The 22,697-nt window shown below is 42.3% G+C and carries 23 protein-coding genes and 3 pseudogenes; 6 read left to right on the top strand and 20 right to left on the bottom strand.

Annotated elements, in window-relative coordinates; translation table 11 throughout:
* A pseudogene (locus O9332_RS27010) lies at positions 1-183 on the top strand (hypothetical protein); the annotation flags it as partial.
* 6 nt (positions 184-189) lie between these two features.
* Here O9332_RS27010 and O9332_RS27005 read toward each other — a convergent pair.
* From O9332_RS27005 to glyS, 8 genes are all read right to left on the bottom strand, one after another.
* Positions 190-2,181, bottom strand: coding sequence for an ABC1 kinase family protein (locus tag O9332_RS27005; RefSeq protein ID WP_288028115.1), 1,992 nt, complete (start codon positions 2,179-2,181; stop codon positions 190-192).
* Positions 2,182-2,302: 121 nt separating this feature from the next.
* Positions 2,303-3,394 carry a glycosyltransferase family protein gene (locus O9332_RS27000; RefSeq protein ID WP_288028113.1) on the bottom strand — a complete coding sequence of 364 codons (1,092 nt, stop codon included), beginning with the start codon at positions 3,392-3,394 and terminating at the stop codon, positions 2,303-2,305.
* Positions 3,395-3,468: 74 nt separating this feature from the next.
* Positions 3,469-4,158 carry a retron system putative HNH endonuclease gene (locus O9332_RS26995; RefSeq protein ID WP_002760150.1) on the bottom strand — a complete coding sequence of 230 codons (690 nt, stop codon included), beginning with the start codon at positions 4,156-4,158 and terminating at the stop codon, positions 3,469-3,471.
* On the bottom strand, positions 4,155-5,579 hold the full coding sequence (locus O9332_RS26990; protein WP_223213012.1) for an AAA family ATPase: 1,425 nt from the start codon (positions 5,577-5,579) through the stop codon (positions 4,155-4,157). Before O9332_RS26990 ends, O9332_RS26995 begins: the two co-directional genes overlap by 4 nt.
* Positions 5,580-5,649: 70 nt before the next feature.
* Positions 5,650-6,723, bottom strand: a complete 1,074-nt coding sequence (gene bchI, locus O9332_RS26985; protein ID WP_002760148.1) for a magnesium chelatase ATPase subunit I — start codon at positions 6,721-6,723, stop codon at positions 5,650-5,652.
* 83 nt (positions 6,724-6,806) lie between these two features.
* Positions 6,807-7,196: a hypothetical protein gene (locus tag O9332_RS26980; protein ID WP_002760147.1), complete on the bottom strand. Its 390-nt coding sequence runs from the start codon at positions 7,194-7,196 to the stop codon at positions 6,807-6,809.
* A 23-nt stretch (positions 7,197-7,219) separates the two neighbouring features.
* Positions 7,220-7,384, bottom strand: coding sequence for a hypothetical protein (locus tag O9332_RS26975; protein ID WP_288028110.1), 165 nt, complete (start codon positions 7,382-7,384; stop codon positions 7,220-7,222).
* A 91-nt stretch (positions 7,385-7,475) separates the two neighbouring features.
* The gene (gene glyS, locus O9332_RS26970; protein ID WP_002760146.1) at positions 7,476-9,608 is read right to left on the bottom strand and encodes a glycine--tRNA ligase subunit beta; all 2,133 of its coding nucleotides are present in this window, start codon (positions 9,606-9,608) and stop codon (positions 7,476-7,478) included.
* Positions 9,609-9,740: 132 nt separating this feature from the next.
* Here glyS and O9332_RS26965 point away from each other — a divergent pair, with 132 nt between their 5' ends.
* Positions 9,741-10,325, top strand: a complete 585-nt coding sequence (locus O9332_RS26965) for a MiaE family protein (protein ID WP_002760145.1) — start codon at positions 9,741-9,743, stop codon at positions 10,323-10,325.
* Between the two features lie 72 nt (positions 10,326-10,397).
* Here O9332_RS26965 and O9332_RS28525 read toward each other — a convergent pair.
* From O9332_RS28525 to O9332_RS26950, 3 genes and pseudogenes are all read right to left on the bottom strand, one after another.
* A pseudogene (locus tag O9332_RS28525) lies at positions 10,398-10,603 on the bottom strand (hypothetical protein).
* A 52-nt stretch (positions 10,604-10,655) separates the two neighbouring features.
* Positions 10,656-11,846: a GNAT family N-acetyltransferase gene (locus tag O9332_RS26960; protein WP_002760144.1), complete on the bottom strand. Its 1,191-nt coding sequence runs from the start codon at positions 11,844-11,846 to the stop codon at positions 10,656-10,658.
* 255 nt (positions 11,847-12,101) lie between these two features.
* Positions 12,102-12,782, bottom strand: a complete 681-nt coding sequence (locus tag O9332_RS26950) for a RibD family protein (protein ID WP_002760143.1) — start codon at positions 12,780-12,782, stop codon at positions 12,102-12,104.
* A 91-nt stretch (positions 12,783-12,873) separates the two neighbouring features.
* Here O9332_RS26950 and O9332_RS26945 point away from each other — a divergent pair, with 91 nt between their 5' ends.
* Complete coding sequence (locus O9332_RS26945) at positions 12,874-14,802, top strand: sensor histidine kinase (RefSeq protein ID WP_002760142.1); 1,929 nt, start codon at positions 12,874-12,876, stop codon at positions 14,800-14,802.
* 41 nt (positions 14,803-14,843) lie between these two features.
* On the opposite strand, the gene pheA is transcribed toward O9332_RS26945, so the two are convergent.
* Both pheA and O9332_RS26935 read right to left on the bottom strand, forming a co-directional pair.
* A complete protein-coding gene (gene pheA, locus O9332_RS26940) occupies positions 14,844-15,698 on the bottom strand; it encodes a prephenate dehydratase (RefSeq protein ID WP_002760141.1) in 855 nt (284 codons plus the stop codon).
* Positions 15,699-15,812: 114 nt separating this feature from the next.
* On the bottom strand, positions 15,813-16,730 hold the full coding sequence (locus O9332_RS26935) for a ribonuclease D (RefSeq protein ID WP_002760140.1): 918 nt from the start codon (positions 16,728-16,730) through the stop codon (positions 15,813-15,815).
* 18 nt (positions 16,731-16,748) lie between these two features.
* Between O9332_RS26935 and O9332_RS26930 the strand changes: the two genes are divergently transcribed.
* The gene (locus O9332_RS26930) at positions 16,749-17,237 is read left to right on the top strand and encodes a universal stress protein (RefSeq protein ID WP_002760138.1); all 489 of its coding nucleotides are present in this window, start codon (positions 16,749-16,751) and stop codon (positions 17,235-17,237) included.
* 13 nt (positions 17,238-17,250) lie between these two features.
* Here the strand turns inward: O9332_RS26930 and lepB are convergent, their stop codons facing one another.
* Together lepB and mazG are read right to left on the bottom strand one after the other, a co-directional pair.
* On the bottom strand, positions 17,251-17,823 hold the full coding sequence (gene lepB, locus O9332_RS26925; RefSeq protein ID WP_002760130.1) for a signal peptidase I: 573 nt from the start codon (positions 17,821-17,823) through the stop codon (positions 17,251-17,253).
* On the bottom strand, positions 17,823-18,656 hold the full coding sequence (gene mazG / locus O9332_RS26920; protein ID WP_002760128.1) for a nucleoside triphosphate pyrophosphohydrolase: 834 nt from the start codon (positions 18,654-18,656) through the stop codon (positions 17,823-17,825). Before mazG ends, lepB begins: the two co-directional genes overlap by 1 nt.
* 404 nt (positions 18,657-19,060) lie before the next feature.
* Here mazG and O9332_RS26915 point away from each other — a divergent pair, with 404 nt between their 5' ends.
* Positions 19,061-19,243, top strand: coding sequence for a hypothetical protein (locus O9332_RS26915; RefSeq protein WP_071825054.1), 183 nt, complete (start codon positions 19,061-19,063; stop codon positions 19,241-19,243).
* A gap of 95 nt (positions 19,244-19,338) precedes the next feature.
* Here the strand turns inward: O9332_RS26915 and O9332_RS26910 are convergent, their stop codons facing one another.
* The 4 genes from O9332_RS26910 to O9332_RS26895 all read right to left on the bottom strand — a co-directional run bounded on the left by O9332_RS26910 (position 19,339) and on the right by O9332_RS26895 (position 21,959).
* The gene (locus O9332_RS26910; RefSeq protein WP_002760125.1) at positions 19,339-19,710 is read right to left on the bottom strand and encodes a hypothetical protein; all 372 of its coding nucleotides are present in this window, start codon (positions 19,708-19,710) and stop codon (positions 19,339-19,341) included.
* 694 nt (positions 19,711-20,404) lie between these two features.
* Positions 20,405-20,806 (bottom strand): phosphomannose isomerase type II C-terminal cupin domain, encoded by a 402-nt coding sequence (locus O9332_RS26905; protein WP_002760121.1) that lies wholly within the window; start codon positions 20,804-20,806, stop codon positions 20,405-20,407.
* 147 nt (positions 20,807-20,953) lie between these two features.
* The gene (gene gatC / locus O9332_RS26900; protein WP_002760120.1) at positions 20,954-21,250 is read right to left on the bottom strand and encodes an Asp-tRNA(Asn)/Glu-tRNA(Gln) amidotransferase subunit GatC; all 297 of its coding nucleotides are present in this window, start codon (positions 21,248-21,250) and stop codon (positions 20,954-20,956) included.
* Between the two features lie 187 nt (positions 21,251-21,437).
* The gene (locus O9332_RS26895) at positions 21,438-21,959 is read right to left on the bottom strand and encodes a photosystem I assembly protein Ycf3 (protein ID WP_002760118.1); all 522 of its coding nucleotides are present in this window, start codon (positions 21,957-21,959) and stop codon (positions 21,438-21,440) included.
* Positions 21,960-22,312: 353 nt separating this feature from the next.
* On the opposite strand from O9332_RS26895, the gene O9332_RS26890 reads away from it, so the two are divergent.
* Positions 22,313-22,435, top strand: coding sequence for a hypothetical protein (locus O9332_RS26890; protein WP_288028105.1), 123 nt, complete (start codon positions 22,313-22,315; stop codon positions 22,433-22,435).
* A gap of 134 nt (positions 22,436-22,569) precedes the next feature.
* Here the strand turns inward: O9332_RS26890 and O9332_RS26885 are convergent.
* Positions 22,570-22,697 (bottom strand): annotated as a pseudogene (locus O9332_RS26885) (IS630-like element ISMae27 family transposase); the annotation flags it as partial.

Genomic DNA, 22,697 nt, shown 5'->3' with positions numbered 1-22,697 from the left:
GGGGTTATAAGGGATGGAACCCTTATATAGAAAGGCATTTGGCGATTTTTGTCAATTATTTTTGATCTAGAGCGAACTAATCAATTAAGTCTCTTGCCAGATAAGGATTTAGTCGATTTATGCCCCCCTATCGAACCATACCAGGTAACGAAGAACCAGATTTTGAGCAGTCGGTGGAACTGACAGAGGTTAATCGGCAGCGGGTAAAGCTTTCGATAATTCTCCATTTTGCTGATGATTTGGTCTATCAAATTCGAGAACTAGGTAACGAATTAAACGCGCTAGGGATTTTTGTAGCAAACCTTCAGCAATTTTTTGTCCCATCTGTTGGGTTTCCGGTTTAGCGATTAGTTTCGTCATCACTGGCACCATAGCCATGGCATCGAATCCTTTCGTTTCCTGTAAAATACTAAAGATGTTGCGAAGATGCTCGAAAGTCTTAGCATCACCCAACAATTCTGGGGGAGTTTCTTGCACCGCTAAACCCACCTGTTGCCGGAAATTAACCGTGAGATTAAACCAAGTGCGACGACCGAAGTTATCTAGCGCATTGACTAACTCATTCACTAATTTTTCGCGGATAAATATACCCCTATCTGAAAGGAGAAAATCTAACGCTTGTTCGGTGACTTTCTCGAAGTTAAAATCATTAGAATCTTTAGCATTACGCAAGAGATTTTCTAAACGATTCCAGCGAAAAGTACCGTCTTTAAACAATAAATCCCGCAGGGAATCTCGCAACTCCGTGGAAGGATCGGTGAGCAGACGTTTAGCAATGTAAGGATAGGCTTTACTCAGTACCTTAAAATTAGGATCGATGCCAATTGCTATTCCCTCTAAAGTCACCATCGAGCGAATAATCAGGGCATAATAGGCAGGAACTCGAAAGGGAAACTCATACATCATCGCCGACATTTTATCGGTGATACTTTTAAAGTTTAATTCTGCCACACTCGCCCCTAAAGCATTACCGAAAACTTCCGAAAAAGCGGGAACAATTGGCTCTAAATTGGTAGTTGGTGACAGGAAGTCTAACTTAACGTAATCCTTGGCCAAAGACTCAAAATCCCGGTTGACTAAATGCACCACCGCTTCGATTAAACCGTAGCGTTGATAGGGTTCAATATTGCTCATCATGCCGAAATCAAGATAAGCTAATTTACCGTCGGGAGTCGCTAATAAATTACCCGGATGGGGATCCGCATGGAAAAATCCGTGTTCAAGTAATTGACGCAAAGAACACTGCACCCCCACATTAACTAAGTGGGTGGCATCAATACCCTGGGCTTGAATTTCTTTGATATTAGTTAATTTTGTGCCGTCCACCCACTCCATGGTTAAAACCCGTCTCCCGGTATATTTCCAGTAGATTTTGGGGATGTAAATTTCGGCAATGTGACCATAAAGTTGAGCGAATTTTTCGGCGTTTTGTCCTTCGTGAAGATAATTAATTTCTTCAAAAATGCGACTGGCTAATTCGTCGGTAATTGCCACTAAATCGGAGCGAAGTCTTTTAATATTACCTTTCACCCAAGTCGCCAAACTACGCATGATATACACATCTAAAGTTATACAGCGAATCAAATCGGGACGCTGTACTTTAACGGCGACTCTCTCTCCGGTTTTTAATTTACCTTTGTAAACTTGTCCTAGGGAAGCGGCTGCTATGGGATTGGGGGATAATTCTGCGTAAATTTCCTCGGGAGAATAACCTAATTCTTCTTCGATAAAACGATAGGCAATTTCGTTAGGAAAAGAGGGGATTTGATCCTGGAGAGTGGTTAATTCTTCTAAATATAAAGGCGGTACTAAATCAGGCCGGGTAGAGAGAGCTTGACCGATTTTAATATAAGTGGGTCCCAATTTGGTCAACATTTCCCGCAATTGTACGGCCCGTCTAATTTCATTTTTCGGCGATTTTCCCCGCAGTTTATCCCACCAGATACCGATGAGAAAAGATAAAACCGGTAGGGCAATTTCGATTAATCTCCCCAAAACGTCTAGAGGTCGCCGACGGTAATAGTCGTTAATAACTTGGGGATTGTAGCGCCAACTCTCGGCTACGTTGTCATCCATGGGGCCAATATCTTCCCGATGCTCTTCGGGAATATGGACGGGCTGCACTTCAACGGTAATCGCTTCTGGGTTTTGCGTCTCTGGGGAGATCATCTGTTCGGACATAGTTCGGTGGCGGGGCAGGGTGATTTGTAAACTATTGTAACAAGTATCGGCTTTCTGCCCGATCTTGTTTCTGTCTCCCTAGTTCTCTGCTCAGGTTCGCCGTCAACTTTCCCCGGGAGGGTTATTGCCTCTCAAAGTATTCTACAATAGCTCTCGCTATCGATTCTGCACCATCTTTAGGCAGTTTAACCTTTAATCTGGGCGGTTGGGGGGCTTGGCGTAAAAAGTCCCAATTACCTTGAAAAAATTCTTTACTGCTAATAATTTGATGATAACTATAATCTTGGATTCCAGCCAATAAAATCGCTGATTCGGCGAAACCTTCTCGCATTAGGGAAACAATCGGCACCTCTAATTTTAAAGCCTCGGCAAAGGTACTATATCCCGGTTTGGAAATAATTCGATCGCACAGGAGCATAAAATCCACGGGACGATAGCTCCGATCTGGTTTATCCTGTAAGCGGACTAAATTGGGCAGTTCGGGCGCGTTTTTTTCAAAAGTGATAAATTGCCAATCGGAAAAACTGGCGAGGTTATTATATGGAATTGCTTCTAATCCTAACCCCCCAAAACTCAATAAAATAGTTTTTTCTTTAGGGGCATTTAGCTTAAATTCCTGTCGCAATTGTTCTTCACTGTAGCGGGGTGTACCTCCGGTTAAACCTGCCTCGGTAACATGGGGAAATGCTGTCATTGCTTCTGCTAAAGGCAGTTTAAACAAGCGATCGCATTGATTATAACAACGACTAATCCAATCACTAATACTGGCAAATTCTTCACCCCAATCACGATAGATAAAATCCCAGCCAAAGTTACCGATCATCCAACAAGGAAGCCCCGCACTTTTGGCAATTAGTGCCGCTAAAGGCGGTAAATCGGCCACAACTAAACCTACACGATTAGTTTTAATAAAATTAACTTCACTGGCAATAATTGACCTTGATTGAGCAATTATTTGTTCTAGTTTTTCTTTAGTAGCTAATTTATCCATCGTTAAACTATCCGATTGGATTACTCCCACATCAAACCCCCGATGTCTTTGAATATATTCTCCAGATATGTAGGAATCTAATAACCAGCGCGGAGCAGTGGTGACTAATATCGGCAAAATTTCGGGATTAAGTTCAATAATATTAGCTACCACCGAAGCACTGCGGACAGCATGGCCAAAACCATGATTAGTAACGGCAAAATAAACAACAGGACGAGACATAAATAGCAAGTAAGGTGAGAATAATAAGCGATAAATTTTGTTTTTCAGACCGTAGATAATAATTACCCTTAATTTTAGGGAGGCAAATGAGGCAGGATATAAATACTAGCAAAAGCATAATATTCCGCTCCCGATTGACAAGCTTCTTGCAGTAAAGATAAAGCCTCCGAGTCTCCTTGTTTTGCTAAACGTAATAATGCTAACAATCTTTTAATATATTGACTACGATAGTTAATTAATTCTTTTCGTCCACGCATACCATTGAGATCGAACAAATCTTCAACAATTTGACCACGTCGATCCCGACCATAAACACTGGCCAATTTTGCCATTTCATCCCAAATAAATTCAAGATGTGTATTCGGATCGGTTACTCCATCCGTGGGGTCTATTAACAGAGGATTTCCTGTGATATCATCGAGAGGAAAATTTGTGCCTTTGTGATTGGCATCATTACATTTATCACAAGAAAGCAGTAAATTCTCCCAAGTAAAAGTCAGATCAGGATACTGGCTTTTTGGATAAAAATGTTCGATCGCTCCGTAAGTTACCACTGTAATCTTACTTTCACAGTAAGCGCATTTCCCATTAAACATTTTAACTAATGCGTCTTTAACTTGCGGATGACTGTATTTATTTTGTGCTTGGTTAATTTGAGCTTTAGTTGCCTTGTTGTTTGATTTTATTGATTCTAAAGCCTCTAGCCAACGAGCGGCATTTTTAGCTAATACGGGTGGCTCTGATATTCTGGTGACAGGAATCAAGATAAACGCTCCTCTAGTAAGGCATCAATTCGGGATTCTAAACTATTAGGTTGACTAATTTCGCCAAAGGGTTTAACGTCTTGAACAAATAATGACAGTTGTTCATATTCTTGCTTTTCTTCTGCTGCCAGATTTTTATTTTTACGATTTAGTTGGTGGTAACGCTTAATTTTATTTTCTGTCTCAGTGGGAAAGGTTGATTTCAAACCAAAAGCAGAACTTGTTAAAGTACGATCAACATTAGCCGCTAATTCTTTATAAGGAATTTCTACAATCTCTGATTCACCCTCTACCAGATCGATTCGTAGGGTTAAAGAATTTGGCCCTGCACCGGCAGCGATTAAAGGACTATGAGTAGCGACAAAGAATTGAAGCTTGGGAAAAACTTCCTGTAACCATCCAGCAATTTCCCTTTGCCAAGAAGGATGTAAATGAATATCTAACTCATCGATTAAGACGACTCCAGAAGCCTCTGTGGGGTTATCTAGATTGGGGAAGGATTGTAATAATCGCCAAATTAAATCTCCGGCTAAAGCAATCATACTCCGAAAACCATCGGATAAACTAATGGTTGGAACTTTTTGACCGTTAACTAGAAACTGAATCAAGGCATCGGCAGTTACTTCAGCAATTTCTACATTACCAGGTAACAGTTTAGTAATTGCTTCTTCGCCGATTTTTTTCATTTGTTTGGATTTACTATCTTCAGGATTTTTGGCTATTCGATAATCTAAATACACCATCCATCTCTCAAAAGAACTTAAAGATGTATCCTCATTAAATTGGCTGAAAAAGTTGCTAGAGCGTTTCGGAGGTTCAAGACTAGGAATGATCACTTGACTCACTCGTGTCAAACGACGGAAAGCTCCATAACCGACGGCAAACCAACCACGACTATCGGAGGCAAAAGCATTGGCTCGCAACCAACTTAAAATTTTAGTATTTTCTTCGATTAATGCTGGTTCTGTATAGGTTTGTTTGTCCTTACTGCCTCCTAACTCTAACCTTTCCTTGCCTGTAACAAAATAGGAATAAGCAAAAGTTTTTCGAGTTTTATCCGTACCAAATTTTCCCGCATCCCCATCTTCTTGATGAAGCACTGCGGTTAATTTACCCGGTGTCTTGGGATTACATATCCAACCAGTCGGACGTGGTAATAATTCTTTGGCTGCTTCTGGTCCAGCGAGCAGTAAAGCCAAAGCCTGTAAAATCGTGCTTTTTCCTACTCCATTTTCTCCCAATAAAGTGATCCAATGATAAGGTTTAGTGCGCCAATGACGTTGATTATTGGGATTACTAATAAATTTAATCTCTTGATTCTGGAAGCATTTAATGTTTTCGAGTTTTATACTTTCAACCCACATGGACATTCCCCCAGAGAATAACAGCGATCGATAAAATTCTAGCTTATTCGGCCACATCTAGCCCTTTTTGGCCTTCATCTCTAAATCCAGTCAAAAACCCTCTCTTCGGGGAGAGGGTGAATTAGATTTAGGAATTTTCTTCTAATCCAAAGACGCGATTAAAAGCTTTCAAGACTTTATAACCAGAATCGATCGATTCTAGCGGATCTTTCCGCAAACGGTGACGTAAACAAAGAACAATTACCCGACGGATATCATCTACCGTCACAGTTGTCCGTCCTTCCAAAGCTGCCAGAGCTTTAGCGGCGCGATTGGTAACGATATCGCCGCGCAATCCATCCACGTCCAACTCGGAACAAACCTCGGAAATTTTCACCCGCAGATCATAATCAAGCTCCACAGAAGGCAAAAGATTTTGGGCCTCCACTAGCTTTCTTTGTAGTTCTTCCTGTTCTAAGTTATATTTCTCTAAAAACGAGAGGGGATTGCCATCAAATTCCGCACGCTGTTCCACGATTTTGACCCGTAGAGGTGGTTCTTTGACGGTGTGAATCTCGGCGTGCATTCCAAAGCGATCGAGCAGTTGTGGGCGCAATTCTCCCTCTTCTGGGTTGCCCGATCCCACCAAAACAAACCGGGCCGGGTGACGGATGGAAATTCCTTCCCGTTCCACCGTATTCCAACCACTAGCGGCCGAATCCAATAGCACATCGACGAGGTGATCGTCAAGTAAATTGACTTCATCCACATAGAGAATGCCGCGGTTAGCTTTGGCCAGCAACCCAGGTTCAAAAGCTTTTACCCCTTCTGACAGGGCCTTTTCGATGTCAATCGTGCCACAGACCCGATCCTCCGTCGCACCGAGGGGCAAATCTACCATAGTGACTTTTTTCTTGGCAATGGTCAACGGGATGGCCTCGTCCACCTTTTGCCGCACCTCATCGCTCATTAAATCGGGATCATTGGGGTCAGAATTAAAGGGATCGTTAGCAACTACGTCAATCTCCGGTAAAAGGTCGGCTAAAGCCCTAATTGTGGTCGATTTTCCCGTACCTCGATCCCCCATAATCATCACCCCGCCAATTTTGGGGTCGATGACGTTGAGCATTAGGGATAATTTCATTTCTTCCTGGCCGACAATAGCGGTGAAGGGAAAAACCACGCGGCGAGTTTTCGGAGGAGCTTGGGGAGTCACGGTCATAGGTGGATTCAAAAGTCAAGAGTTTTTGAGTAAAGAATTATATCTAGTGGGAATTCTAGCCGTCAGCTTTCAGCAAAGCTTTATCATTGTAAGTCTTTTTCCCTGCTTTTTAAGATCCAGCGCCAGAGGGGATGACGCGACCCTTCGGCCCGAATTTTCTGCACCCGTTGCTCTAAGCGCAGTTTTTCTCTGGGGGAAAGTCCTAAAATAATGTTGCGACTTTGCCAGACTAACACTGCTCCTGTCATGGCAACACAAAAGCCTAGACCGATAGAAGGCCAGTAATTGAAAGCTAAAGCGTATCTAAGGGCTGTCCAAGTAAAATATTGCCGCATTAAAGCTATATCATCCCATAAAACCCATAAACTCGCCGAACCAATCCCTAACCAACAACCCAACACGAATAACCAACGACCCCATACCGTCAGTCGATGTAATCTTTGGACTTGTTGCTGTAGTTCAGAATCGGCCATTTCAGTTATCAGTGAGCAGTAATTCAGTGGGGGTGTGGGGTGTGGGGTGTGGGGTGATGGGGTGATGGGGTGATGGGGTGTGGGGTGTGGGGTGTGGGGTGTGGGGTGTGGGGTGTAGGGTGTAGGGTGTAGGGTGTAGGGTGTGGGGTGATGGGGAAATGGGGTGATGGGGTGATGGGGAGAATCAATAAAGGTAGTCTATTGACAACTGCTCACTGATTACCACTGTCCACTGAAAACTCAAATCTGATAACTGATAACTGATAACTGATAACTGAATTATCCCTTGACAATTGCCCCAAAATCTGCTAGGACTCGGGCGTGATTTCGCAGTAAACCCAACAGATTTAAACGATTGCGACGGACAGATTCTTTTTCTGCCATGACTAACACACTATTTTCGCCATCAAAAAAGTCAGCCACCAGGGGAGAAATTGCTGTTAAAGCAGTGACGAGACGCTGATAATCTCTTTGCTCTCTTGCGCTGATAGTTTCGGGAATTAGGGCAATTAAAGCGTCATAAAATGCTGGTTCGGAGGATTGTTCAAATAACTCCGTATTGATGATTCCCTTGGCTTCTAGGGTAGTTGTATCTAAATCTCCTTTTTGTGCTAAACGGGTCGAGCGATTGACGGTTTCATAGATGTTGGCTAACTGACCATCCTGACGAATTTGGCATAAAAAGCGGGCGCGTTCACGGGTATCTAATAAATTTTCTAAAGCGCGAGACTTATACTCTGGATCGTTTTCCCCTAAAACTGCATTAACGAGATCATAATCTATCCTCAAATCATCAATTAAGAGAGTTTGCAGACGTTGTAAAAAGAAATCTTTAATCAGATTGACTGGGTTGGTTTTATCGGGATGACTGGTGACAAAATCCTTAGCTATCTGCTCAATTAATGCCAAAAGATTGATATTAAAATCGGCTGACCAGATAATACTAATTATTGCATTGGCAGCCCGACGGAGAGCGAAGGGATCTGAGGAACCAGTGGGCAGCATTCCCAGTCCAAAAATACCGACTAAAGTATCTAAGCGATCAGCAATTCCCACCACTTGACCAGTGATTGTTTCCGGGAGTAAATCCCCGGCATTGCGAGGCAGATAATGTTCAAAAATGCCCCGGGCAACTATAGCCGATTCGCCACTAATTAAAGCATATTTTTCGGCCATTACTCCCTGTAATTCTGGAAATTCATAGACCATTTGGGTAACTAAATCCGCTTTACAAAGCATGGCAGTGGACTCTATATCACTGCGACTTTGTTCATCGAGATTTAACTGTTCGACGATCATCTGGGCAATTTCCATAATCCGATCGACTTTATCGCGCATGGTTCCCAATTCTTCTTGGAAAGTGACGGTTTCCAGTTGAGGAAGAAAACTATCTAAGGGTTCATCACAATCGGCAGTATAGAAAAATCTGGCATCAGCTAACCGCGCGCGGATAACCCTTTCATTTCCCGCGGAAATAATCTCAGATTTCTGGGGATCGCCATTGGAAATAGTAATAAAATAGGGTGACAAACCCTGGGGAGTTTTCACCGGGAAATAACGCTGATGTGTCACCATCACGGTAATAATTACTTCTGGGGGTAATTCCAGAAATTCATCGTCAAATTTGCCAACAATTGCCGTGGGATATTCGACTAAGTTAGTCACTTCTGCTAATAAATCTGCGGGAATTTCTGCCACTCCCTTGAGTTTTTTGGCCAGGGTGGTAATCTGAGCGGTAATTATCTGTTGACGCACTTGCGGATCCGCTTCCACAAAAATCGAGCGCAAACTGGTTAAATATGCTTGGGGATGACTAATGGCTAAGGATTGCGGGTGTAGAATGCGATGACCAAAAGTTAAGCGATCGCTGGTTAAAGTGGTAGAGCCATTAATTAATTCTAGGGGCAAAACTTCCCCATCCACTAAAGTTAATAACCAACGAATTGGCCGGGGAAATCTTAAATCTCCATCTCCCCAACGCATAAAACGTCTTCCTTCCAAACGGGTAATCCATTGGGGAATTAATTCAGTTAAAATCTCGGCTGTTTGACGACCTGGAATCGTTTTTTCAATATAGACAAATTCTCCTTTGTCTGTGGCACGAATTGAGAAAGCAGCGGTGCTAACTCCCTGTTTTCGAGCAAAACCCTCACCAGCAGCGGTAATTTTGCCATTTTTGTAGGCGGCACTAACTGGCGGTCCTTTTATCTCCTCGCTGCGAGCTTCTTGCTCCCTCGGTAATCCTGTGATTAACACGGCCAAACGGCGCGGGGTTGCGTAAACTTGAATAGCAGTCGCGTCCAGAGATTCCGTCTCTAAACTCTTGCTAACTCTTTCCCGCCATTGTGCGATCGCGCTATCGACAAAATCTGCGGGTAGTTCTTCTGTACCGACTTCCAGTAAAAAATCCATCTGATTGATTGGCCGTGTTTATGCTTCACCAATCATCTAGGCTATCACAGAAGCCGTGTCCTTAGTTTTTGACTGGTGTTGTTCGACTTTTTGGGTTAGGGTGAAAGAGGCAGCAAATTGGAATCAGCGACGATGGGAAAGATTAATTTATTAGTCAGTGCCACCTCTGAGGATTGGATAGAACAGGCAATTAATAATTTAGGGATTATTCTGCTCGATCATTCCCATTGTGAGCGAAAAGCGGCAGGAGTGGCCTTAAATCTCATGTTTCGTTATCCTTCCTACGCTTCCCTCGTGCGGAAATTAACGGCGATTGCGCAAGAGGAATTAGAACATTTTGAACAGGTAAATCAATGGTTAGATAAATGGGGAATTCCCCTCGCTCCCTTGAATTCTCCCCCTTATGGTGCTAAATTAAAGGCCCAGATTCGTCACCAAGAACCCGATCGCCTTTTGGATTCGCTGTTAATATCAGCTTTAATTGAGGCGCGTTCCCACGAAAGATTGGGTTTATTGGGAGAATATTGTCCTGATCCCGATTTAGGCAAATTTTATCGCGGTTTAATGGCTTCCGAAGCGCGTCATTATGGTATTTATTGGCTATTAGCAGCGGATTATTTTGAACGTACAGTGATCGAGCAACGTTTAGAAACCCTAGCGGCGATCGAAAGTGAGATTCTCACTACTCTGCACCCGGAACCTCGTATTCATAGTTGATTGCACTAATAGGGACAATGGCTGCAGCTCACATTTGCAGAAATACGGACAATTAGCAATTATCAGTGACTCTTAAATTATTACAAATATATCGGCAGCTGCCTGTAAGCATCCCACCGAAAAACTAATGCGCTTCGGGGTTTGGGGACGGCGCTTGCGTCCCCAACGGGTAGGGTTGATTCATGAATCAACCCTACCATGAATCAACCCTAGGATTGAGTGATCAAATCGGAAGTAATAACCAATTTTAGAAGATAGTTTCCCTTTAAAAATCCCAACTCAGTAGATTTACAAAAATGAGATGCACCCAGGGACAATTAACTATCTAAATTACTCGTTAAACTCAATTTCTCTCTTAGAAAAAGGTAAATCTTGATTGATTGCTTCAATTTCTTCCTGTTCCATTTGATTAATTTCCTGGATATAATTGCGGAGAATTTGAGTCATTTTGCCATGATAGAAACGGTGTAAACTATGATTAGCAGTAGCGGGAAAACCCCGTCTTTTCTTGTGTTGTCCTCCCGCACCGGGGTCAAACATGGTAATATTTTGACTAATTGCCCAATCGATCGGTTGATAGTAACAAGCTTCAAAATGTAAACAGTCGTACTCTTGAAAACTGCCCCAGTAACGACCATAAAGATTAGTATCTTTGCGAATACAAAAAGATAAACCCACCGGTTTAGTATCCTTTTCATTTTGGTAGGCAGTAATCAAAACCACTCGCTGACGATAATTTGGATATAATTGTTCAAAAAATTTCTGTGTCAGATATTTACTTCCCCAGTAAAATTTATCACAGGTACTGCTATAAAACCGATAAATTAACGGGAATAAATGATGGGGAATTTCTTCGTCGGCCAGAGTTTTAATAATTAACCCCGCATTAGTCACCGCTTTCCGTTCCCGTTTAATGTTGCGCCGTTGATTAGCATTAAAAACCGTCAGATAATCTTCAAAACTTTGAAAACCTTTGTTATTCCAAATATAACTATGGTGTAACCAGGGAGTAAAGCCAAAATTTTCCATTAAAATTCGCCACTGGGGATCCACAAAAAGAAAATGACAACCCGACAGATTATTTTGATCACAAAAATGATCAATAGCCGCTATCATTAAAGCAGTAATTTCCAGTTCATTTTCCCCCGGAGCAATTAAAAAACGATAACCCACCGCCGGAGTAAAAGGGGTCATTCCTAACAGTTTCGGATAGTATCTAATCCCTAAACGATGGGAAAGATCCGCCCATTGATGGTCAAAGACAAATTCACCGTAACTATGACTTTTAATATACAAAGGAGCGGCGGCAATTAACTCAGCACCGCGCCAAACTGTTAGATGAGTGGGTTGCCACCCCGTGCGTCCCGTGGCGCTGCCGGAAGTTTCGATATTATGTAACCATTCCCACTCGAGAAAGGGAGTAGTTAGGGGTTGAGCGAGAGCATCCCATTTTTGTTGGGGAATCTCACTCATTTTATCAATCCAAGCCACAGAGTATTGGGGTTTAAGCTGTTCTACCATGGGACAAGATAAGTCAACCTTTTTATTTAAGGTTTGCTGAATAAATCTAAAACCCTTGTTGGGTAAGACTTTTAGACTTTTTGTCAATCAAAAAGTACCGGACTGGGAGTGATTAGGGGTAAAATTCCGGGACTTTTTCCCTGAAAATTAGGTAACTGAGTACCTCAAAATCAGTAAAACCCTACACCCTACACCCTACACCCCACACCCTGCCCCCACCAACAAACTTTTTCAGCAGACCCTATTTAAGGTAATCTAGTTTTGAGATTTGTGGGAATCTCGTTCAAGGGAATAATGTAGGAAAATTTCTTCTTGCACGGTTTCCACGCTCAAAAGTCGTAATTTTCTGGCAGAATCAGCCATAAATCCAGTTCCTCCCAGGGGAGTTGCCGCTTTATTGCCTCCTAACAGCAACGGACAAATAGTTAGATGGATTTCATCGATTAAATCTTCCGCTAAAAGAGAGGCAATTAATTCACCTCCTCCCAGAATCGCCAGCTTTTTAATACCTAGGGTGGTAAATTGACTAAAAATAGCCTTCCAATCACCGCAGACTAAGACAAGCTCAAATAAACCCCGATTTTCCCATGCCGCCACTTTTTCCGCTGCCGTGATTAACCAGCGCGGGAAAGGCTGCTGAAAAAATTTCATCCGGGGATCAAGCTGGCCTGAATGAGAACAAACGATCTGTATCGGCTGGGGAGATAATCCCCGTTGTTGACGGTATGCGAGAAAATCGGCATGACGGATAGGAAGACTGGTGTGATAAGCGCGCAGGGTGTTAGCACCGAATAAAGCGGCATCCATGCGCGATAAATGTTGTTCTAGACGCATTTTATCGGTAGCAGAGGCAAATCTGGCCGCTGACTGGTAGGCGTCGGCAATTTTACCATCGGCACTCATGGCTAAAATAACGGTGGTGTGAGGACAATTCATGGCAAATGATCAGGGATATCACCTGGTTCGATTGGTGAATAGGCTAGTATAGTCTGGAGTTTGATAGCCAGAATCAAACCAATTTCTGCCTATGTCTATCGGTCAATCCTCCTTTCGTCGTATTCTGCTCTCTCGCTTACTCTTGGTCAGTGTACCTGTACTACTAATGGTGGTTTATGTCACCTATCGTAAGGCGCGATCGGCTTTTTTGGAAACGGCCCGTCAAAATCTCACCGAAAGTGCCATCAGAAAAGCAGACAATATTGATCAATCAATTCAATTTTTGCAGGCCAATCTTATCACTGCGGGCGAAAGTCTGGTTTTAAAACAGGGAACCTTAGCCGAAAAAGAAGCTTTTTTACAACAATTCACGGCGCAGCTTCCTAATCAGATTAACTGTGTGGAATTAATTGATATTAAGACCAAGAAACCTTTATTAAATCGAGCCTGTGAACCAGAAATTATCAAAGTTTTGCCCCTGGAAAGATGGACAGAAAAACGGACTAGCTCTGCTGGGAATATCGAGAATGTTTTAGTTAGAAGTTTACCTCGACAACTTTTAACAAAATCTCCCAATAATAATCGTCAATTAGAATTAGTTTTTGCTGTTCCCATCTACGATGATCAAGGACAATTACAATCTAGTCTGATTCTGCAAGCTTCTCTCCTTTACAGTGAGAAGGTTTTACCCGGTTCTTTGTCAGGTTATCCCGTGGTTATTTCTGAAAATGGCATTATTCTCGCTCATCCCTATTTTGATCGCATTGGTAGCCATATCAGTCAAGAAGCTGATGCTGAACGCCTCAATATAATCATCAGTAATGCTGTTAGAGGTCAACAGAGATTTCTCCATTTATTTTCTTTCGAGAAATATGGCAAAGAGTTAGTCGCTGGTTATAGCTCCCTTCCCAGTCCAGTTACGGGAGAATCATCCCAAAAATGGATAGTTTTAGCCATTAGTCCCCTCTCCCAAGCTCTGGCTCCTCTACAACAAATTTGGGAGGCAATTTTTTATCTAATTTCTGGTTTATTATTAGCTTATTTAGTAGCTATTATACTGATCACTAGGGATTTAGCTAGACCTTTAGAAAAACTGCGAGATTATGCCTTAAATATTCAGAAAATTACCTCCGAAAAGATTACACCACAAAACTTTAATATTCGAGAAATTAATCAGTTAGCGTCGGCCCTAGAGGAAATGCTCGAACGTTTACGTCTTTGGGGAGAGGAAATAGTTAAGAGTTGGCAAGAAGCGGAAAATGCTAATCAATTAAAAAACCAATTTTTGGCGAATACTTCCCACGAATTACGCACCCCTCTCAATGGTATTATTGGCTCAATTCGTTGCGTTATGGATGGATTTTGTAATAGTGAGGAGGAGGAAAAAGAATATCTGCAACAAGCGGATAAGGCATCCGTACATCTTTTGGAAATTATTGATGATATTCTCAGTATTGCTAAAATAGAAGCGGGCAAACTTTCCGTTAATCCTGAACCAGTAGATTTACACCAAATTATCAATGAAGTTATTAATTTACAAACAGCATCGCTGCAACGTAAGCACTTAAAATTCAATCTACTTTTTTGTCCAGAAATTACTATAGTCTATGCTGATACCACTAAATTTAAACAGGTAATTTTGAATGTTATTTCTAACTCAATTAAATTTACTGATACAGGCACAATTTCTTTAATAACTCGCCTAGAAAATACACAGGCTATTATTACTATAATCGATACAGGAATCGGTATAGACCCCCAGCAACAATCAAAATTATTCCGTCCTTTTGTGATGATTGATGGTTCCACAACTAGAAAATTTAGCGGTACGGGTTTGGGATTAGCTATTTCTAAGAATTTTATGAAAATGATGGGGGGAGATATTACTATCTCTAGTCAAGGTCAAGGTTTAGGAACAACTGTAGAAATTATTCTTCCTCTAGTGGGGGAAAGAAAGCTTGATTCTACTCCACCAGAGGAAAACTCATCTTTGCCGATTCTTCCCTCTCTTAAAAGCTAAAATATCTCTATTTAACTACTGTAATTTCTGGGCAACTTAGTTTATAATTCCTCTAAACTTTCTACGGGTAAATTAACTACCTGATAAAAACCAAAAACCTCGATCGCATCGGTATAATTTGTTAATTCTTCTAAAGTTTCTGCGATTAAATGCTGTTGATCCAGATTAATCTCTAGATCGATAAAAAATATGTATTCCCCTAAAGATCGTTTAGTTGGTCGCGATTCAATACGAGATAAATTAAGCTGACGTTTGGCAAAAACTTCTAAAGGTTTGACTAAAGCGCCGGGTTGATCTAAAACCTGAAAAGCGAGGGACATTCGCTCCCCTTGGGGATGGGAAGTTAAAGCCATTACCCAAAAACGGGTACAATTATCGGGATAATCATTAATTGGTTGTGTTAATATTGGTACATGATACAGTTTTGCTGCCCGGGGAGAAGCAATAGCGGCCGAATTGGCCTCTCGATCGAGAATTTGAATCGCTTCTGTGGTAGAATTAGTAGGAATAATCGGCACGGTAGGCAAATTATTTTCTAGCCATTTTTGACATTGAGCTAAAGCTTGGGGATGGGAATAAACGGTGGTAATTTCTGTTAGCGATTGTCGAGGAGATAGAAGTGCATGGGAAATCGGTAAAACTAATTCTTGTTGAATCTGTAACCCAGGTAATTGCCATAAAGCATCAAGAGTCATTACCACACTTCCCTCGGTGGAGTTTTCCACCGGGACCACTGCTAAATCGGCCTGATTTTGGACAACCGATCGCAGGGCCAAGGCAATGCTAGGATAGGGTATTAATTGACGAGGCTGGGGTGGTAAACTATTAGCAAATGCTAAAGCGGCTGTTTCTGAATAGGTTCCCACCGGCCCCAGATAAGCGATCTTTACAGTCATTTAGATTATCCCCGCAAGCAATTTTTTCTAGCTATTACAGCCTTTCTCGTCAACATCAAGTATAACCTAATTTGGTATTGACTCCTATGTCCTATCTGCTGAATTCTGCTATAATCATGTCAAGTCAGCTTCACTTTGTTTGATAGTCAATTGACTGATTTTTTGGTGCGTTTCCTCGATGGTTAACCCTTGGGCTAAATCCCCCAATTCTTTGAGAAGATCATTAGTTAAGGAGAGAGATATTTGGCTATCCTGGCCCGATAAATAGACAACTTTGGCTAATTCGGCCAGTTTAACTTTTTTGCTGGTGCGATTTTGGTAACTGACCGAAAAACCGTTAATCTCCGCAGCCTCTTGCTGGATAATTGCCGACTTTAAACGTTCCTTGAGATGTTCCATCTCTGTATCTAAAATCTTCCATTGCTGGTAAATTTCCCAATAACGATTAGTTAATCTTTCGAGATTCTCACCCGCGGGATCGGGAGTAATTAAATGGGAAAGCTGCAAAAGACGATGATGGATTTGGGCCGTATATACGGGGTCTTTTTGTGCATATTCTAGCTGGGCCGCGGTTAAAGGTCTTTTGCCCCAATTACCCCCCTGTTCACTTTTATCGATAGCGGGAAAATGACAAAGACATTCAGCCACGGTTTTCAGTTGATAATTGGGTAAAGGAGCAATATAGTAGGGAACCTTTTTAGCTAACTCTAGGGTACAGGTAATTTTTTTAACTTTGCTTTTACCGCCCAAAAATTTACAATCATAACTAGCATTGTGAAAAACCTTTTCTATCCGGTCAACCAGCATGATTTTAGTGATAAAATAGTTAGTAAGATCGGGTCGATCAAGAACATCCAAAATTGTCACCCGCTCCCCCGTTAAGTCCGTGGAATCAGCCAGAATTTGAATCAGAGACAAACGGGGAGTCTTGCTATTGTAATCGGCTACTTCCGTATCTAACCAAAGAATGGGAAAATGAGAAAAGTGATCGATCGCATTCCTAATAGCGTCGGATTCCGTTAAATAAGGCATGGTTGCAGAGGCTGAAAAATGTATCAAAAAATCTTGATAGCAGTAGATTTGTCAGAGATGGGGGACAGTGTTTTTAAGGAGGCTGTATCCTTAGCCAGTAAGTACGAAGCTAACCTCCTACTACTGCACGTCCTTTCCCCTGAGGAAGATTATAGCCCTTTACCGATTCCACCCAATTTAGCCGATATTTACCCCGCCCAGGGGAATGATCTCACTCTCGATTTTTGGCGGCAACAATGGGAAGAATTCGAGCAGAAAGGGGTGGCCATGTTGCAAAAAAGAGCTAATCAGGCGGGAGAAATGGGTGTCAAGGGAGAATACCGGCAAATTTACGGCCATGCCGCCAAAACTATCTGTAAAGTGGCGCGAGAGGAAAATATTGATTTAATTGTCATCGGTCGGCGTGGGCGATCGGGTCTAGGAGAGTTATTCTTAGGTAGTGTGAGTAATTATGTTCTCCATCATGCCCCCTGTTCCGTCTTAATTGTTCAACATCATCAGGACTAAAAATTCCTGTTAGCTATTCCCCCCCTAAAATCCCCAAACGATTAAAAGGAAAAAAGCGAAAAACCGCCCTACCAATCACGTTATTTTCCGGTAAAAACCCCCAGATATGGGAGTCATTGCTATTATTGCGATTGTCTCCCATGACAAATAAATTATTTTCCGGCACAAGCAAAGGCATTAAATTATATTGAGGGGATTCGAGAATATAATCCTCTGACAAGGGTTGATTATTCAGATAAATTTTGCCCTCCTTGACAGCAATCACATCCCCTGCGGTGGCAATCACTCTTTTAATAAAAGCTTGGTTCTTTTGATATCCCTGTAATTGTAATTGTGCCGGCGGTTCAAAGACGACGATATCCCCCCGTCGAGGAGGATGGAAATCGTAGGAAAGTTTTTCCACTACTAAGCGATCGCCTTGTTCTAAAGTGGGTAACATAGAATCAGAGGGGATAAAACGAGGTTCAGCCACAAAAGTGCGGATCAGTAAGGCTAAAACTAAAGCTATAGTGATAATTTGCAGATTTTCTCGAATAGAAGCCCAAAAACTCTTGGATTTGTCCTTATTAATTTCTTGCTCTTGCATTATTGCCCAGATGATGGTTGATGTAACTTAGCTTTCGCTTGCTGCCAGAAAACTGTTAATTCCTCTAGTGTATAGTCATGGAGAGGCTTTTCTGCCACAGATTCCACTAGGGAAAAACGTTGAATAAAACGCAGATTAGTCTCTTGTAAAGCGATACTGGGATCTAAATCATACCAGCGAGCAAGATTGACAATAGTAAAGAGTAAATCGCCTAATTCGGCCTGTTGATGCTCTTTATCGCCCGATTCTAGGGACTCTTGCCATTCTGCTAACTCTTCGCCAAATTTTTCCCAGACTCCTGCGATATTTTCCCATTCAAAACCGACTCGCGCTGCTTGCCGAGAAATTTTCATCGCTCCCATCAAGGGTGGTAAAGTTTGGGCATAACGGGTTAATTTGCCGCTAATAGTCGGGTCATTTTTTTCCTCAGCTTTGATTTTCTCCCAATTTTGACGCACCTGTTCGGGATTTTCTAGGGATAGCTCCCCAAAAACGTGGGGATGACGACGAATTAATTTATCGGTGATGCCTCTAGCCACTTCTTCTAGGCTAAAATTACCCTCATCGCTGGCAATTTGGGCTTGTAAAACCACCTGTAGCAGTAAATCGCCTAATTCCTCGGCAATGGCAGTTTTATCACCGCTTTTAATCGCCGCTACCACCTCATAAGCTTCTTCGATAACGTAGGGAATTAGGGTTTCCGGGGTTTGAGCTAAATCCCAAGGACAGCCGCTTTCTGGATCTCGTAAACGGGCAACAACGCTGATTAAATGGTTTAATGCCGCTAAGATGGCCTTGTAACTGGGATTTTCGGTTTCTGGAAGGCTAGACATCGATTTTTTCCGGTTTTCTCGCCCATTATACCGGTTAGTTATCAGTTATCAGTGATCAGTGATCAGTTATCAGTTATCAGTTATCAGTGATCAGTGATCAGTGATCAGTGATCAGTTATCAGTTATCAGTTATCAGTTATCAGTTATCAAAAGCTCCCATCTCCTTGTCTTCTAACATTCAGTTACAGCCTTTCTGATAAGCTGTTAAGCATTTCAATTGCTTGTTGAGACGAGGCAAGAGGCAAGAGGCAAGAGGCAACAGTAAAGGGATTGGGGGAGATTCGGCTAATCTTAAGAATAAGTGCTTTAAATGCGTCTTAGCTTAATAGATGAAGTTTAACCTAATTTGAGCGAAGACCTACGCCCCATTATTCAGATAACTGCTTGGCTCTCTTATTCTTTGTGTGATCAGTTTAACTTATATAGTAGTGATCGATCTCTGTGTCCTTTGTGTCTGGAGTGGTTCCCATTCCACTCACTTGCCCGCAAAACTGTATCTTAGAATACATTTTACCCACCAAACCAGGGAGAGCCACTGCTTTAGTTCAATAATGATGAAAAAACCCGGTAAAACCGGGTTGCACTAGCTTGGAATCTGTATAGTCAACCGATAAAGCAGTTGAAAACTTAAATAAATCTAAATAGAAAAAAGGTAAGTAATTCCACTGTAAGAAAATCAGATTTAATGAATCATCCCGCAAGTTAGGGGACAAGAAGCATAAACAGCTTGATGAGAAGTTTTTGCCTCACCGTGTAACCAGTGCAACCAGCTAACTTCATGGGGATGAACACCTTTTGCTGCTAACAAAGCGGCACTAATTAGGATAGCCAAAATGTTAATACCAATAATCATTCCCGCCACTAAAAGCACGGAACTAACCGGTAAAACCGACTGTAAGATAATCGCCGACAATGCCCCCACTGTCATCATTAATACTACTAAAGGAAATCCCACTACTAATAAACAGACAGTGAGGACGAAACTCCAGAGAAGAAAGCTTTTTAGCATTGCTAAAGAAACGTGGCCCCAGTTATTTCTTGCGGTTAATTGCATCTTCCTGACCTCTTACAAACTTGGTGGTCTAACTTTTCTGCACGTCGGCTCAAAGTTGATGAGAACCAGTATAGGGAAAACACCGAAGAAGATGAGCTATTCGCAATATAAATTTACAATCATCGCTGATCATCTATGTTATATGTATCGAACTATTACAAAAATCGCCAAGAGGTATCGAAAACTTTACAATCGGTTTCCCTTGATCCCCAATCTAGTTTCCTACTGAAATCCTTGATCCCCGTCGATAATCCTTTCTTGTCTCCCTGTCCTCAGATTTTTCCGCGTCTCCTTGTAACAAATATTTACAAGTACCTCTAGAATTCTCAGAAAATAAGTGGACGACAGTAACCAGTAATCAGTCACCAGCAATCAGTAAACTGAAAACTCGCATTTGTCACAGAATTGACATCTGGCTGTTATAGTCCTGACAAATGAGAGTTATATGCTAAAGTTAATCCAGCAAAGGAATAAATTATTTCCCCTAGCCCAGCTTTCCTCAAGCTTCCCACACAGGGCCTAGGGGAAGTTTATTTTTCTGCCATGGAGGAAAACCGCTACCCGGCCCGAAAAGAAAATTTTTCTAGAACTTGACAAGCCTTGACAGCAGGGAAGACAGTCAGGCAGACTAACCTCAAAAGGTTTTTGGGGCGAAAATATAGTTTCTTGCCTTTCTGTCTCCCTAAACACGGTCTTAGCTCTGATGGCGAGCATAATCATCCTGAAAACGGACTATATCATCCTCTCCTAAATATTCCCCATTCTGCACTTCGATTAATACCAATTTGATCACCCCGGGGTTTTCCAGACGGTGAGCCGTACACTGCGGCACATAAGTGGACTGATTGGCTCCGAGAATTTCTTCGTTATCTCCACAGGTGACTTTTGCCGTTCCCGAAACCACAATCCAGTGTTCACTGCGATGGTAGTGCATCTGTAAACTGAGACGATGACCTGGATTCACTTCAATTCGCTTGATTTTATAACCAAGACCTTCTTCTAGAGTGGTGAAAGAACCCCAAGGTCTAAATTCTGTTGCTGCCGATTCTACGCTCGAAATAAGCTGAAATGGTGCCACATCTTGAGATGCGATCATTATATTATGTCTCCATTGCTAGGTCTGATCTTAGTCCAAGATAGCAGCAAAAACCCTAGATGGCATCTAAATCAGTGATCAGTAAACAGTAAACAGTGATCAGTAAACAGTAAACTGAAAACTCACATCTGATCACTGATCACTAATTCACTCTTCGTCGGTGTTGAGAATACGGGGAACCCGGAAATAATCCCCTTCTGGAGCCGGCGATTCCTGCACTAAGACCTCGTGATCGGGATAAAGTCTATTACCATCGGCGCGAGTGATATTTTGAATTTCGATCGCTCGCGTGGTGGGTGGCACATTTTCCGTGTCTAATTCGCTTAACTGCTCGAAATAATCCAGTATCCCGCTTAATTGCAGGGCAAATTGTTCTTCTTCGCCGCTATTAATCTCTAAACGGGCTAAATGGGCGATTTTTTCAACTGTAGCTCGATCGATCATGGGAGAAATGGGGTGTGGGGTGTGGGGTGTGGGGTGTGGGGTGTGGGGAGCAGGGAGATGGGTGTGGGGTGTGGGGTGTGGGGTGTGGGGTGTGGGGTGTGGGGAGAATAAATAAAAATAATCTCCCGTCTCCCGTCTCCTATCTCCTGACGACCGACTCCTGTCTCCTGACGACCGACTCCTCAATTTAAAAGAAAACATCAATTTCCGATCGCCCGGTGATTTTCAGCCAGTTTTGGGCTTCAATGTAGTTATTGGGGGCTAATCGGATGGCTTGTTTCCAGTATTCTGCCGCTTTGTCGTAGAGTGCTTCCGCTTCGGCCTGTTGACCGTCTTCTCTGGCTTTTTCCCCCTGAAAATGGTAAATAACGGCGATATTATTCAAAGCGGAGGGCATTCTGGGATTAAGTTGGATAGCTTCTTCGTAGTATTCCAGAGCCTTTTCATGCTCGCCGTTACTAGCGTGGATAATGCCGATATTGTAGAGGATATAACTGCGATCGTTAGGATCCTCTTCTAATGTTAAAGCCTCATAGTAATTATCGAGGGCTTCGGCGTATTCGCCGTCAGCTTGGGCAGACATCCCATCACGGTAATAAACAAAGGCTTCCTTGGCTTTTTTATTGGCGGGGAGCATCTTTAAAATGATATCCGCCATGACGGTAAAAGATTTATCAATAAAATTATCGTTACGTTGAGTGCGTGGCATAGTTAGGACAAGTAGGCGATCGAGATGACTACTTACCTTTATAGCACTCGCAAGCACCCCCAGGGCTGTTTTTCTAATTTTTCTGGCTAGGGTTTCGATCTGGAGTATCTTTGCTAGTCCGGCAATGGCAAGAAGTTAATGGCTCATTCTCCAGCCAAGAACCTAGTCGGAACACATCTCATTCCGACGAGCATTGGTGCAACTTTACCCAAGATTCTGAGTAATTAGGGCTGGCTGAATAAATCTAAAAACCTTGTTGGGTAAAACTTTTAGACCTTTTGTCAATCAAAAAGCACTGGATATGGGAGTGATCGGGGGGAAATTTAGGCACTTTTTCCCTGAAAATTAGGTAATTGGCCACCTCAAAACTGGTAAAACCCCACACCCCACACCCTGCCCCCAGGAAAAACTTTTTGCCGCAAACCCTAATTAGGTTGGTTCCTATCGCTCTTGGAGGGACTTTCGGAAATCCCTAACCGAATCCAGATTCTGAAACTCTTGGTTGACAAGTGATCGCTAACTTTTTTTCTAATAAAAACTCAAATTTCGGGTTTCTGTTAGTTAGCGATAGCTTGAAGGCTTACTCCATAAGAGAGCTAATACCAAATTTCTAAATTCCTGACAGACATAGAGCTTCTAAAATCCAAGACCATCCCGTTAAATACCCGATAGTGTCATTGGATAAACGATTTAAAAGAGCATCGAGTTTATCTCTTAAAGCATCAAGAGATTCAAAAG

The sequence above is a fragment of the Microcystis sp. LE19-10.1B genome (genome assembly GCF_027530565.1).
GTDB lineage: Bacteria > Cyanobacteriota > Cyanobacteriia > Cyanobacteriales > Microcystaceae > Microcystis > Microcystis aeruginosa.
Note: the sequence above shows the minus strand (reverse complement) of the source record. Positions and strands in the feature narration are given on the sequence as shown.

Excerpts from the sequence above, each read along its gene's own strand:
- O9332_RS27005 (WP_288028115.1), bottom strand. The coding sequence starts at position 2,181 with ATGTCCGAACAGATGATCTCCCCAGAGACGCAAAACCCAGAAGCGATT.
- O9332_RS27000 (WP_288028113.1), bottom strand. The coding sequence starts at position 3,394 with ATGTCTCGTCCTGTTGTTTATTTTGCCGTTACTAATCATGGTTTTGGC.
- O9332_RS26990 (WP_223213012.1), bottom strand. The coding sequence starts at position 5,579 with ATGTGGCCGAATAAGCTAGAATTTTATCGATCGCTGTTATTCTCTGGG.
- bchI (WP_002760148.1), bottom strand. The coding sequence starts at position 6,723 with ATGACCGTGACTCCCCAAGCTCCTCCGAAAACTCGCCGCGTGGTTTTT.
- O9332_RS26980 (WP_002760147.1), bottom strand. The coding sequence starts at position 7,196 with ATGGCCGATTCTGAACTACAGCAACAAGTCCAAAGATTACATCGACTG.
- glyS (WP_002760146.1), bottom strand. The coding sequence starts at position 9,608 with ATGGATTTTTTACTGGAAGTCGGTACAGAAGAACTACCCGCAGATTTT.
- O9332_RS26965 (WP_002760145.1), top strand. The coding sequence starts at position 9,741 with ATGGGAAAGATTAATTTATTAGTCAGTGCCACCTCTGAGGATTGGATA.
- O9332_RS26960 (WP_002760144.1), bottom strand. The coding sequence starts at position 11,846 with ATGGTAGAACAGCTTAAACCCCAATACTCTGTGGCTTGGATTGATAAA.
- O9332_RS26950 (WP_002760143.1), bottom strand. The coding sequence starts at position 12,782 with ATGAATTGTCCTCACACCACCGTTATTTTAGCCATGAGTGCCGATGGT.
- O9332_RS26945 (WP_002760142.1), top strand. The coding sequence starts at position 12,874 with ATGTCTATCGGTCAATCCTCCTTTCGTCGTATTCTGCTCTCTCGCTTA.
- pheA (WP_002760141.1), bottom strand. The coding sequence starts at position 15,698 with ATGACTGTAAAGATCGCTTATCTGGGGCCGGTGGGAACCTATTCAGAA.
- O9332_RS26935 (WP_002760140.1), bottom strand. The coding sequence starts at position 16,730 with ATGCCTTATTTAACGGAATCCGACGCTATTAGGAATGCGATCGATCAC.
- O9332_RS26930 (WP_002760138.1), top strand. The coding sequence starts at position 16,749 with ATGTATCAAAAAATCTTGATAGCAGTAGATTTGTCAGAGATGGGGGAC.
- lepB (WP_002760130.1), bottom strand. The coding sequence starts at position 17,823 with ATGCAAGAGCAAGAAATTAATAAGGACAAATCCAAGAGTTTTTGGGCT.
- mazG (WP_002760128.1), bottom strand. The coding sequence starts at position 18,656 with ATGTCTAGCCTTCCAGAAACCGAAAATCCCAGTTACAAGGCCATCTTA.
- O9332_RS26910 (WP_002760125.1), bottom strand. The coding sequence starts at position 19,710 with ATGCAATTAACCGCAAGAAATAACTGGGGCCACGTTTCTTTAGCAATG.
- O9332_RS26905 (WP_002760121.1), bottom strand. The coding sequence starts at position 20,806 with ATGATCGCATCTCAAGATGTGGCACCATTTCAGCTTATTTCGAGCGTA.
- gatC (WP_002760120.1), bottom strand. The coding sequence starts at position 21,250 with ATGATCGATCGAGCTACAGTTGAAAAAATCGCCCATTTAGCCCGTTTA.
- O9332_RS26895 (WP_002760118.1), bottom strand. The coding sequence starts at position 21,959 with ATGCCACGCACTCAACGTAACGATAATTTTATTGATAAATCTTTTACC.